This window comes from Pseudomonas quasicaspiana (genome assembly GCF_021147825.1).
GTDB classification, from domain to species: Bacteria; Pseudomonadota; Gammaproteobacteria; order Pseudomonadales; family Pseudomonadaceae; genus Aquipseudomonas; species Aquipseudomonas quasicaspiana.
The window spans coordinates 1-11,564 of record NZ_JAGTPI010000103.1 but is presented as its reverse complement, the minus strand read 5'-3'; the positions used below and the strand labels follow the sequence as shown (position 1 = coordinate 11,564).

The window sequence follows — 11,564 nt, the reverse complement described above, 5'->3', positions numbered from 1 at the left end:
GAGGCACCTGTGGGAGCGAATTCATTCGCGAAGAGGCCGGTGCGTCTGGCACTGACTCAGTGTATGGAATACCGCTTTCGCGAATGAATTCGCTCCCACTGGAAATTTCGACTCTTACCAGTAATTCTCAACAACTACCTGACCCGGCCGACGCGTCAGGTTCAGGTTCATGTCGCGCGCTTTGAGCAACGCCCGGGTGTCTTCGATCATCTGTGGGTTACCGCAGATCATGACCCGCGAGTGCTCGGGGGTTAACGGCAAACCTGCCGCGGCCTCCAGCTCATCACTTTCAATCAGCTGTGTAATCCGGCCGTTCAACGCGCCGGGGACCTGTTCGCGTGTAACAACCGGGACATAGATAAACTTGTCGGCGTATTCAGCGAGGTACTCACGCTCGGTCAGCCCGGCAATCAGCGGCTGATACGCCAATTCCTTCTCCTCACGGGCGCTGTACACCAGAACGATACGTTCGAATTTTTCCCACACCTCGAAATCCTGAAGAATCGACAGGAACGGCGCAACACCTGTGCCTGTGGATAACAGCCAGAGGTCACGGCCGTCAGTAAATCTGTCCACCGTCAGATAACCCGTCGCCAGCTTTTCGATGAACAGCGTGTCACCTTCACGCAATCGGCTCAGCTCACTGGTGAACTCGCCACCCGGCACGACAATGGAGAAGAACTCCAGAAATTCGTCATGAGGTGAGGACGCCATTGAATACGCACGCCAGACTACGCTTCCATCCGCCTTGGCGACCCCCAGACGGGCGAATTGCCCCGCCGTAAAGCGAAAGCCCGGATCGCGAGTAGTGCGCAGCGTGAACAGGCTCGGGGTCAATGGCGTCACATTGAGCAGCGTCTGGCGGGTGTATTTTTCTTCACTGGCGGTCATGGTCGATCCTGACTCCTGCACGTAAACGGAGGTGCCCAGTGTCCCGCAAAGTGCAGCGGATAAACACCGCTGGTTTGTAGTGACATCCGCATCCTGAAAAATGTAGAGGCTCGCAAGTAATACGAAGCAGCCCGGTTCAAACAAACCTTTTTAGATCATTTGTCTCTTGAACGTATAGCTACATTGGCCAGTGAAATGACACAGACCCTTCTGCGTCCGGCCCTGCAACCCATCAGTCATTCTTTAACTTGCCCCTGGGATAAAAAGCCAGCACTCCACCGGTCTGCGCGGTCGCTGCACCGGGTTTAAGCGCGGCGATTTTTCCTACACTTAGGAACATGAACAACGGACATGAGCTGGATCGACAGGGAGGCAAAAATGGGGACCCGATCTTTAGAAGCGCTGCACAGTTACGGCGTGATGCGACTGACGGCCAGAGAAGTCGAGATACTGAAATGGACGGCTGAAGGAAAAACCGCGGGGGACATCGCTATCATTCTGAGCATGAAGGAGCGCACGGTTCACTTTCACGTCGCGAATGCGGTGCAAAAAATGGGCGTTTGCAACAAGACAGCAGCAGTGGTCCAGGCGGCACTCAGCGGAATATTCTAACTAATGACGCAAGGACAGGTACCCCGTGACAAAAAGCACGTAAAATCACCCGCCTTGACCAGCCCACCGTTTCACGGGCCTCGGTGACCAATCGTCGATTGTCAGAGTTTTCCCGCCCATGCCGTTGCTTGATACCCCGCTCGCCCAGCTTGACCTCATCCGCCAACCGGAACAGCAAGACGAACCACTGCAGGCGTTCGACGCTGCCGATGAATACCTGCTCAACTATGTAGCGGAGCATGGGCTGACGCTGCAAAGCAAAGTGCTGGTGCTCAACGACAGCTTCGGCGCGCTGGCAGCCAGCCTTGCCCGGCATGCGGCCGTCACCAGCAGCACCGACTCCTGGCTCGCGGCCCATGGCTTGCAGAAAAACCTTGTACGCAACGGCATGGCCTATGACGCGGTTACTTTGGTGCCCGCCAGTGAAACAGCACCAGGCCCGTTCGACTGGGTGTTGATCCGTGTGCCGAAAACCCTCGCGCTGCTGGAAGAACAATTGATTCGCCTGCAAGGCCAACTGGCTCCCGGCGCTCGTGTCGTCGCTGCCGCGATGATCAAGCACTTGCCTCGCTCAGCTGGCGAGTTGCTGGAAGAATACGTCGGTCCGGTCAGCGCTTCTCTTGGAGTGAAAAAAGCCAGACTGCTGTTCGCGACGCCGCAACCCAAAAAGAACGCTCCGTCGCCCTACCCGACCCGCTACAAACTGGACGAGCCTGCTATTGAACTGGTGAATCACGCCAACGTGTTCTGCCGTGAAGGCCTGGATATCGGCACTCGCGCTTTCCTGCCACATCTGCCAAAGAATCTGGGCAGCGCACGGGTTGCTGACCTTGGCTGTGGCAACGGTGTATTGGCGATTGCCAGTGCCTTGGAGAACCCTCAAGCGCACTACACGCTGGTGGATGAGTCGTACATGGCGGTGCAGTCAGCGGAGCAGAACTGGCGTACGGCATTGGGCGAACGTGAAGTGATCTTGCGTGCCGATGACGGCCTGGCAGGGCAAGAGCCAGACTCCCTCGATGTGGTGTTGTGCAATCCGCCGTTTCACCAACAACAAGTCGTCGGAGACTTTCTAGCCTGGCGCATGTTCCAGCAAGCCCGTGCCGCCTTGGTACCAGGGGGCGCGTTGTACGTGGTGGGCAATCGTCACCTGGGTTATCACACCAAACTGGCGCGCCTGTTTCGTGGTGTTGAGCAAGTGGCGGCTACACCGAAGTTTGTGATTCTCAAGGCGCGTAAGTAACAACTTCGCCCAAACGACGACCCTGTAGGAGCTGCCGAAGGCTGCGAAAGCGTTTTGTCCGATACACCGCAATTCGCAGCCTTCGGCAGCTCCTACAGGATCGCTATCGGCATGGCAAAAAAAACCCTCCAGTGGAGGGTTATAAAACCGCGTCGATGGGACGCAGGATGGGATTCTTAATCAGTGGGTCGTCAGACCCGCAGCGTTCATGAACAGTCGCAATATGCTTGCGACGATGAACAGTGCAAATACGCTCGCAGCCCAGATACCGACCAGCCACGCCAGACGTTGCCACAGTGGCTTCTTCAGGGCCGGGTCTTGCTCTTCATGAAAAGATTCTTTGCCAGACATCGCCAGTCTCTCCTCTATCGATAGCCCCAACGCCGAGCGTTGGGGCGGTCATCTGCTAGTGGTAACCGTCTTCGTGGGTCACCTTGCCGCGGAACACGTAGTAGCTCCAGAAGGTGTAAACCAGAATCAACGGGATGATGAACAGCGTACCCACCAGCATGAAGCCCTGGCTTTGCGGTGGCGATGATGCATCCCAGATCGACACCGACGGCGGGATGATGTTCGGCCACAGGCTGATACCCAGACCGCTGTAGCCGAGGAAAATCAGCAGCAGCGTCAGCAGGAATGGCGTGTAGTTAGCGTTGCGCGCCACAGCCTTGAACAGGCCATACATGGTGACTAGCACCAGAACCGGAACCGGCAGGAACCAGAACAGATTCGGCAAAGTGAACCAGCGGTTGGCAATGTCAGGGTGCGCCAGCGGCGTCCAGATACTTACAACACCAATCACTACCAGCAAGGCGGTAGCCAACGGACGTGCCAGGTTGTGCATGGCTTTCTGCAAGGCGCCTTCGGTCTTCATGATCAGCCAGGTACAACCCAGCAGCGCATAAGCAACGATTAGCGCCAGACCGCAGAACACGGTGAACGGCGAGAACCAGTCCAGATCACCGCCCGCGAACTGACGATTGACCACCGGAATACCGTCGATGAACGCACCCAGTGCTACACCCTGAAAGAACGTTGCGGTCAGCGAGCCGCCGATGAAGGCTTTGTCCCACAGGTGACGTTTTTCATCGGTTGCCTTGAAGCGAAACTCGAAAGCGACACCGCGGAAAATCAGGCCGATGAGCATCAGGATCAGCGGCAGGTAGAGCGCCGACAACACCACCGAATAAGCCAGCGGGAAAGCACCGAACAACCCGGCGCCCCCCAATACCAGCCAGGTTTCATTACCGTCCCAGACCGGTGCAACAGTGTTCATCATGACGTCGCGGTCGGTCTTGTCCTTCATGAACGGGAAGAGAATCCCGATGCCGAGGTCGAAGCCGTCCATCACTACATACATCATCACGCCGAAGATGATGATGATTGCCCAGATGAGTGGAAGATCAATACCCATGACTCAGTTCCCCTTGCCCAGACTGTCGAGATTGTCGCCATCTTCCGCGCCTTCAACAGCTGCGGAGAGTGGACGGGCGGGTGTACGGTTCTGACCTGGGCCACCTTCAGGGACATGCTCGACGTAGGCTTTAGGACCTTTGCGCACCAGACGCATCATGTAGCCAAGACCGGCACCGAACAGCACGAAGTAAACCACTACGAACATCACCAGCGTGATGCTCATCTGCATGACACTGTGCCCGGACGACGCGTCGGAAGTACGCATCAGGCCGTAGACGACCCAAGGCTGACGGCCGATTTCAGTGGTGAACCAGCCTGCCAGGATGGCGATCAAGCCGGACGGCCCCATCCACAAAGCCAGATACAGGAACGCTCGGGAGTTATAAAGCGTGCCGCGCTTGCGCAGCCAGAGGCTCCACAAACCGGTGAAGATCATCAGGAAGCCGAGACCGACCATGACCCGGAACGACCAGAAAACGATGGTCGAATTAGGACGGTCTTCCGGTTTGAATTCCTTGAGGGCCGGTACTTGTTTGTCCAGGCTGTGAGTCAGGATCAGGCTGCCCAGGTACGGAATTTCAACCGCGTACTTGGTGCGCTCTTCCTTCATATCCGGCAAGCCAAACAGGATCAACGGCGTCGGCTCGTCACCGACGTTTTCCCAGTGACCTTCAATCGCGGCGATTTTCGCCGGTTGATGCTCAAGGGTATTCAAGCCATGGAAGTCGCCAACCACCGCCTGTACAGGAGCAACGATCAAGGCCATCCACATTGCCATCGAGAGCATTTTGCGGATTTGTGGAGTGTCCCGGCCACGCAACAGATGCCACGCAGCAGACGAGCCGACAAAGAATGCCGTCGCTACGAATGCCGCAATGGACATGTGCAGCAGGCGATACGGGAAGGACGGGTTGAACACCACTGCGAACCAGTCAGTCGGGATCACCCGGCCGTCGATGATTTCGTAACCTTGCGGGGTCTGCATCCAGCTATTGGAGGACAGAATCCAGAACGTCGAGATCAGGGTGCCGATGGCGACCATGACCGTAGAGAAGAAGTGCAGGTTGCGCCCGACGCGGTTCCAGCCGAACAGCATCACGCCCAGAAAGCCGGCTTCGAGGAAGAAGGCTGTGAGCACTTCGTACGTCAGCAGCGGCCCGGTGACGGCCCCGGCAAAGTCGGAGAAGCGGCTCCAGTTGGTACCAAACTGATACGCCATGACCAGACCGGACACCACGCCCATGCCGAAGTTGACGGCAAAGATCTTCGACCAGAAATGGTAAAGGTCTCGGTAGACGTTGTTGTGGGTCTTGAGCCACAGGCCTTCCAGCACCGCCAGGTAACTTGCCAGACCGATGGTAATGGCAGGGAACAGGATGTGGAACGAGATGGTAAACGCGAACTGAATTCGGGCGAGCTCAATTGCATCCAAACCGAACATTGGGTTTTCCTCTATCAGGTGATACGGCTGGTGACGCGAGGTCAGCAGCCACTGCCCCCCACTGGTAAGGAGCGCGGCAGGTTGAAAACGTTCTGGGTGATGGAAGAAAAAAGGCTCAGCCCTTTCCATCGGCCCATTGCGCAACCTTGAAGTCCGTCAAGCCGCCTGCCGTTTCTTTTGCCTTGTGGGCATTGACGCAGATCAACTGACTGTCAAAGAGTAGTCCCATTTCAACCTCTCGGACGTGTGGTCTTTTGCCGCGTGGCGAGTTGTCTCACCGCTCTGCGGCCCTGTTTTGCAGGCACATGAGAAGAATTTTCATTGCGACGGGCTATGGCTGTGACACGAGAAAACCTTCAGATCTGGATCCAATCTGACCGGCTTTTCATGCAACTAACTGTTACAAACTGATAATCTGGCCACTCTCCCCTGCCTGGCTGTTGTTGCTCATGCCGACTCAAGCCCCAGTGTTACTGCGCCACCATCGTCCGTTCGTCGCTTTTTGGTTTGCCCGCATTTTTACGGCCAGCGGTTTTCAGATGCTGACGGTGGCCATTGGCTGGAATCTCTACCAGTTAACCGGCAACGTGCTGGACCTCGGACTCGTCGGTCTGGTGGAGTTCGCGCCTCGTGTGTTGTTCATGCTGCACACCGGGCATGTGGCGGATCGGTACGACCGCCGCAAAGTGGCCGCCATTTGCCAGACCGCGCAGGCATGTATCGCACTGGCGCTGTTCATCGGCAGCAGCACCGACAGTGTCACGCGGGAAATGATCTTTATCCTGGCCTTTGCGCTAGGCGCGTCCCGTTCATTCGAAATGCCCACCACTCAGGCTTTGCTGCCGAGCATCGTGCCCCCTGCCCTTTTCCCTCGGGCAGTGGCCGCAGCGCAATCGGCACAGCAATCGGCAACCATCGTCGCTCCGGCATTGGGCGGCTTTCTTTACGCGTTCGGCAGCAGCTGGGTGTACGGGCCAACCGTATTACTTTACGTAATCGCCTGCTCGCTGATGCTCAGCCTGCCTGCTCGCCAGACACCGCTGAACAAAAACAAGGCCACCATGGACTCGTTACTGGCCGGAATTCGCTTCATCCGCAGCCGTCCGGACGTACTCGGCGCGATTTCGCTGGACCTGTTCGCGGTGCTGCTGGGTGGCGCCACCGCGTTGTTGCCGGTGTTTGCCAAGGACATTCTGCTGACCGGCCCCTGGGGGCTGGGCATGCTGCGCTCGGCACCTGCAGTCGGCGCACTGGCGATGTCGCTGTGGCTTGCTCATTTCAACGTTGAACGGCATGTAGGGCGGGTGATGTTTACCGCCGTCGGCGTATTCGGCGTGGCAACCATCGCGTTCGGCCTGTCGACATCGTTCTGGTTTTCCATGGCGGTGCTGGTGGTGCTCGGCGCAGCGGACATGATCAGCATGGTGATCCGCGCATCCTTCGTGCAACTGGAAACCCCGGATGAAATGCGCGGCCGGGTCAGCGCAGTGAACGGGCTGTTCATTGGCGCTTCGAATCAGTTGGGTGAGTTTGAATCAGGCCTGACCGCGCACTGGTTCGGCGTGGTTCCGGCGGTGGTGATGGGGGGCGTCGGCACCCTGGCGGTGACGGGTATCTGGATCAAACTGTTCCCGACCCTCGCCAACCGCGACCGCATGCGGGATGTGGTCGCGGAGGCCGAGCCGCAGAAGGTGTAGGGTTTCAGCGTGGCTGGAACCTGTGGGAAGTCCCCACGTCATCACGTGATTTCTGTGGGAGCCGGGCTTGCCCGCGATGCATGAGACGCAGATTAAAGACATACCGCGTCATCGTTTATCGTCGGCAAGCTTAGCTCCTACAAAGTTGCGAGTTTGCAAAGGGGGGATGTGGTCAGAGCACCTTATCCAGCGTTATCGGGAAGTCCCGAACCCGCTTGCCGGTTGCATGGTAAATCGCATTGGCGACTGCCGCCGCGACGCCGACGATGCCAATCTCGCCCACGCCTTTTGAGCCCAGCGCGTTAACGATATCGTCGTTCTCTTCAACAAAAATCACGTCGATGTCGTTGATATCGGCGTTAACCGGGATGTGGTACTCGGCGAGGCTGTGGTTCATGAAGCGGCCCAGTTTATGGTCACTCTGGGTTTCTTCCTGCAGTGCCATGCCCAGCCCCCAGACAACGCCGCCAAGTATCTGGCTGCGAGCCATTTTCGGGTTGACCACTCGGCCTGCTGCCACTGCGCTGACCACCCGGCTGACGCGAATCGTGCCCAAATCTTCATCAACCTGCACCTCAACGAATACGGCTGAGTGTGTAGCGGTCGAATAGCCCTCGCGCTTCGCATCAGGCTCGGCGTCGACCTGCACCTGCAAACCTTCAGGCCAACTGCTCAGCACTTCACTCAGTGCCAACCGGTGATCGCCCAGCGAAACGTATCCATCAGCCACGGTCATTTGCTCGACTTTCGCGGCGAAGAACTTCGCGTCGATCTGACCCGCTGCGGTGAACAACTTCTCACGCAACGCCTTGCTGGCCTGCTGCACAGCAGTGCCCACGGATGACACCGTGAACGAACCACCCTGCAAGGGCGCGGTTGGCAACGACGAATCCCCCAGCACAAAAGTGGTGTCTTCAACAGCAACGCCCGCTGCTTCGGCCGCGATCTGCGTCATCACCGTGTAAGTGCCGGTGCCGATATCGGTTGTCGCACTGCTGACGGTCAATTTGCCCTGTGCGTCGATGTGCGCTTTGGCACTGGCTTTCATCTGCATCGCCTCCCAGACACCGCCCGCCATGCCCCAGCCGATCAATTGACGGCCTTCACGCATGCTGCGCGGCTCAGGATTGCGATGGCTCCAGCCAAAGCGATCAGCGCCCTGGGCGTAGCAAGCCTGCAACTGTTTGCTGGAATACGGCTTGTCTTCGTTGCCATTGCGATCAGCGAAATTGACCAGACGCAGTTGCACCGGGTCCATTGCCAGCGCAACAGCCAGTTCGTCCATGGCGCACTCGAGGCCAATCAGACCCAGTGCAGCACCAGGCGCGCGCATGTCCAGTGGGGTGTAAACGTCCAGCGGTGCCAACTTGTAAGTGAGTTCAACGTTGTCGCATTTGTAGAGCATGCCGCTCCATTCCACGACGTGCTCGCTGAAATCTTCAAAGCGGGACGTCTGACCGATTGCCCCGTGCCCTACTGCCAGCAAACGGCCATCGGCGGCTGCACCGAGACGCAAGTGCTGCAAGGTGCGTGGACGATAACCAAAAGTGAACATCTGCTGCCGGGTCAGGGTGACGCGCACTGAACGCTTGAGCTCCAGCGCCGCCATGACCGCCAGCGGCAGTTGATATTGCGGACGCAGCCCGGAACCGAACGCTCCGCCGACAAAGGCAGCCAGCACCTGAATCTTGTCTTTTGCGATGCCGAACACGTTGTGCAGATAGTCCTGACAGTTTTGCGGCCCTTGGGTCTTGTCATGGACTTGCAGACTGCCATCATCCTTGTAAAACACCGTCGAAGCATGTGGCTCCATCGGGTTGTGATGCTCGACCGGCGTGCTGTAATGGGCATCGACGGTCAGTGCGGAATTGGCAAAGCCCGCCTGAAAGTCACCGCGCGGCGGGGGCAGTTCGGCTGGCGCGGCGTAGCTGTCGCCCTGCACTTCCAGCAGATCGGTTTCATGAGCCTCGACCAGATATTCGATACGCACCAGAGAACCGGCGTAACGCGCCAGCTCAAGGGTTTCAGCCACGACAAGCGCCAGCGGCTGGCCGCTGTACAGCACGCGATCGTTATACAGCGGACGAAATGGCGAGCCGTCTGCCGAGTCGGCGTCTTCATAGTTCTCGTCGTAACTGGCGAGCTTGGGACGGTTCTTGTGATCAAGCACCATCACAACGCCCGGCACGCGCAGGGCTTCGGTGATGTCGATGTGCGTCACACGACCGCGAGCGATGGTGCTGGAGACCACGCTGCCATGCAGCAGACCGGTTTCCGGATACTCACCGGCATAACGTGCCTGACCGGTAACCTTAAGCTTGCCATCGACGCGATCAAGCGCTTGGCCCAGTGGCGAAACAGACGTATTCATTGGGCGCTTCCTCCTGTGGCGGCTGCATCGACCGCGGCATCGCTGAGGGTACGAATGATCGCCCGACGTGCCAGTTTGACTTTAAAAGCGTTGTGTTCCAGCGGCTCGGCATCGGCCAGCAGTGCATCGGCGGCGGCTGCGAAGTTCTCGCGGGACACCGGCTTGCCTACCAGCATTTGCTCCACGGCCTTGTCGCGCCATGGCTTGTGAGCAACACCACCCAACGCCAGTCGCACGTTGCGGATGACATCGCCATCAAGCTCAAGGGAAGCCGCAACCGAGATCAGCGCAAAGGCGTAGGAGGCCCGATCGCGGATTTTCAGGTACTTGCCCTGACCCGCGAAGCTGGCCGGCGGGAGTTCGATTGCGGTGATCAGCTCGTCATCAGCCAATTGGTTGTCACGCTGAGGCGCATCGCCGGGCAGACGATGGAAGTCGGCAAACTCGATGGTGCGCTGTCCTGCGCGTCCCTGAACATGGACAACAGCCTCAAGTGCGGCAAGGGCTACGCACATGTCCGAAGGGTGGGTCGCAACGCATTCATCGCTGGCCCCCAGGATCGCGTGGATACGGTTCAGGCCGTCGCGCGCCGGGCAACCGCTGCCAGGCTCGCGCTTGTTGCACGGCACAGTGGAGTCATAGAAGTAATAGCAACGGGTGCGCTGCAACAGGTTGCCCCCCGTGCTCGCCATGTTGCGAAGCTGTGGCGATGCTCCGGCCAGCACGGCTTGGGACAGCAGCGGATAACGTTGCTCGATCAACGGATGCCAGGCCAGATCAGCGTTGCTCACCAGCGCGCCGATGAGCAGCCCACCGTCGGCGGTTTCGCTGACGTCGTTCAGCGGCAAGCGGGTGATGTCGATCAGATGCTCGGGGCGTGCGACGTTTTCTTTCATCAGATCGAGCAAGTTAGTACCGCCCGCAATGAACCGGGTCGCAGCGCCGCTGAGATTCACGGCCTCGTTGACACTGGTCGGGCGACTATAAGTAAAGGGATTCATCGGCTGCCCTCCGCTTTCTCGAAGCTACCCGTCTCTGAATGGGCGCTGCGCAGCTCCGGCAGGACTTCTTCCACCGCCGCCAGGATATTGCTATAGGCACCGCAGCGGCACAGGTTGCCGCTCATCAGTTCCTGGATCTCGGCACGGCTGTTGGCGCGCCCCTCATTGGCCAGGCCGACCGCCGAGCAAATCTGCCCCGGCGTGCAGTAGCCGCATTGAAAGGCGTCATGCTTGATGAAGGCTTGTTGCATCGGGTGCAGTTGCTCGCCGTCTGCCAGCCCTTCAATCGTGGTCAGCTCTGCGCCGTCACACATGATCGCCAGGGTCAGGCAGGAATTGACGCGCTTGCCATCGCGTAGAACGGTACACGCGCCGCACTGGCCGTGGTCGCAGCCTTTCTTGCTACCGACCAGATCAAGCTGGTCTCGAAGCAGGTCGAGCAATGTGGTCCAAGGCTGGACGTTGAGCTGTCGCGGCTGACCGTTGAGGGTCAGGCTAATCGCGTGGCCAGCGAAATCCTGGGGGGTTGGTGAACTCATGGAAACCTCACGGTAGGTACTCAAACAGCGCAGTTTTTCTGCGTCTTAAGGGGTACGACTCGTGGAGTTTTGGAATCGTTCAGGGTTTGTTGATGAGTGTGGATTCAGTGGACATTCACTGGTTTCAACTGCATCGGGGCGATAAACGATAGCGTGGTGTGTCTTCTGGCTGCGTCTCATGTATCGCGGGCAAGCCCGGCTCCCACAGATTCAGCGCCAGCCAGTGGCATAGGAATCACAGAGGACTTTACGCTGGACGCGGAGCTGTGGGAGCTGGGCTTGCCCGCGATAAGGGCGCCACATATATCAGGTCCATCGCGTACAGCATTATCGTCGGAAGGCCGCCCAGACCA

At 58.4% G+C, this 11,564-nt stretch carries 10 protein-coding genes; 3 read left to right on the top strand and 7 right to left on the bottom strand.

Going from position 1 to position 11,564, the window contains the following annotated elements:
- Positions 1–114 precede the first annotated feature (114 nt).
- A complete protein-coding gene (locus KDX30_RS28905; RefSeq protein WP_231678202.1) occupies positions 115–891 on the bottom strand; it encodes a ferredoxin--NADP reductase in 777 nt (258 codons plus the stop codon).
- Positions 892–1,269: 378 nt separating this feature from the next.
- Here KDX30_RS28905 and KDX30_RS28900 point away from each other — a divergent pair, with 378 nt between their 5' ends.
- Positions 1,270–1,503 (top strand): LuxR C-terminal-related transcriptional regulator, encoded by a 234-nt coding sequence (locus KDX30_RS28900; protein WP_080238318.1) that lies wholly within the window; start codon positions 1,270–1,272, stop codon positions 1,501–1,503.
- A 118-nt stretch (positions 1,504–1,621) separates the two neighbouring features.
- Positions 1,622–2,746: a methyltransferase gene (locus KDX30_RS28895; protein ID WP_231678201.1), complete on the top strand. Its 1,125-nt coding sequence runs from the start codon at positions 1,622–1,624 to the stop codon at positions 2,744–2,746.
- Between the two features lie 180 nt (positions 2,747–2,926).
- On the opposite strand, the gene KDX30_RS28890 is transcribed toward KDX30_RS28895, so the two are convergent.
- From KDX30_RS28890 to KDX30_RS28880, 3 genes are read right to left on the bottom strand one after another with little or no spacing between them, the layout of a single operon-like run.
- Positions 2,927–3,097 carry a DUF2474 domain-containing protein gene (locus tag KDX30_RS28890; protein ID WP_099270064.1) on the bottom strand — a complete coding sequence of 57 codons (171 nt, stop codon included), beginning with the start codon at positions 3,095–3,097 and terminating at the stop codon, positions 2,927–2,929.
- Positions 3,098–3,152: 55 nt separating this feature from the next.
- Positions 3,153–4,160 (bottom strand): cytochrome d ubiquinol oxidase subunit II, encoded by a 1,008-nt coding sequence (gene cydB, locus KDX30_RS28885; protein ID WP_027902290.1) that lies wholly within the window; start codon positions 4,158–4,160, stop codon positions 3,153–3,155.
- A gap of 3 nt (positions 4,161–4,163) precedes the next feature.
- Positions 4,164–5,603, bottom strand: coding sequence for a cytochrome ubiquinol oxidase subunit I (locus KDX30_RS28880; protein ID WP_027902291.1), 1,440 nt, complete (start codon positions 5,601–5,603; stop codon positions 4,164–4,166).
- A 449-nt stretch (positions 5,604–6,052) separates the two neighbouring features.
- Between KDX30_RS28880 and KDX30_RS28875 the strand changes: the two genes are divergently transcribed.
- Positions 6,053–7,300 carry an MFS transporter gene (locus KDX30_RS28875; RefSeq protein WP_231671447.1) on the top strand — a complete coding sequence of 416 codons (1,248 nt, stop codon included), beginning with the start codon at positions 6,053–6,055 and terminating at the stop codon, positions 7,298–7,300.
- A gap of 172 nt (positions 7,301–7,472) precedes the next feature.
- On the opposite strand, the gene KDX30_RS28870 is transcribed toward KDX30_RS28875, so the two are convergent.
- Genes KDX30_RS28870 through KDX30_RS28860 form a run of 3 tightly spaced genes read right to left on the bottom strand, consistent with a single transcriptional unit; the run spans position 7,473 to position 11,211 of the window.
- Positions 7,473–9,671, bottom strand: coding sequence for a xanthine dehydrogenase family protein molybdopterin-binding subunit (locus KDX30_RS28870; RefSeq protein WP_231678200.1), 2,199 nt, complete (start codon positions 9,669–9,671; stop codon positions 7,473–7,475).
- Positions 9,668–10,672 carry an FAD binding domain-containing protein gene (locus tag KDX30_RS28865; protein WP_231678199.1) on the bottom strand — a complete coding sequence of 335 codons (1,005 nt, stop codon included), beginning with the start codon at positions 10,670–10,672 and terminating at the stop codon, positions 9,668–9,670. Before KDX30_RS28865 ends, KDX30_RS28870 begins: the two co-directional genes overlap by 4 nt.
- Positions 10,669–11,211, bottom strand: coding sequence for a (2Fe-2S)-binding protein (locus KDX30_RS28860; protein WP_099270057.1), 543 nt, complete (start codon positions 11,209–11,211; stop codon positions 10,669–10,671). The genes KDX30_RS28865 and KDX30_RS28860 overlap by 4 nt, the downstream gene beginning before the upstream one ends.
- Positions 11,212–11,564: the final 353 nt, after the last annotated feature.

Bases quoted from the DNA above. Each gene is read 5' to 3' on its own strand.
- cydB (WP_027902290.1), bottom strand. From the start codon at position 4,160: ATGGGTATTGATCTTCCACTCATCTGGGCAATCATCATCATCTTCGGC.
- KDX30_RS28865 (WP_231678199.1), bottom strand. From the start codon at position 10,672: ATGAATCCCTTTACTTATAGTCGCCCGACCAGTGTCAACGAGGCCGTG.
- KDX30_RS28875 (WP_231671447.1), top strand. From the start codon at position 6,053: ATGCCGACTCAAGCCCCAGTGTTACTGCGCCACCATCGTCCGTTCGTC.
- KDX30_RS28905 (WP_231678202.1), bottom strand. From the start codon at position 891: ATGACCGCCAGTGAAGAAAAATACACCCGCCAGACGCTGCTCAATGTG.
- KDX30_RS28890 (WP_099270064.1), bottom strand. From the start codon at position 3,097: ATGTCTGGCAAAGAATCTTTTCATGAAGAGCAAGACCCGGCCCTGAAG.
- KDX30_RS28880 (WP_027902291.1), bottom strand. From the start codon at position 5,603: ATGTTCGGTTTGGATGCAATTGAGCTCGCCCGAATTCAGTTCGCGTTT.
- KDX30_RS28860 (WP_099270057.1), bottom strand. From the start codon at position 11,211: ATGAGTTCACCAACCCCCCAGGATTTCGCTGGCCACGCGATTAGCCTG.
- KDX30_RS28900 (WP_080238318.1), top strand. From the start codon at position 1,270: ATGGGGACCCGATCTTTAGAAGCGCTGCACAGTTACGGCGTGATGCGA.
- KDX30_RS28895 (WP_231678201.1), top strand. From the start codon at position 1,622: ATGCCGTTGCTTGATACCCCGCTCGCCCAGCTTGACCTCATCCGCCAA.
- KDX30_RS28870 (WP_231678200.1), bottom strand. From the start codon at position 9,671: ATGAATACGTCTGTTTCGCCACTGGGCCAAGCGCTTGATCGCGTCGAT.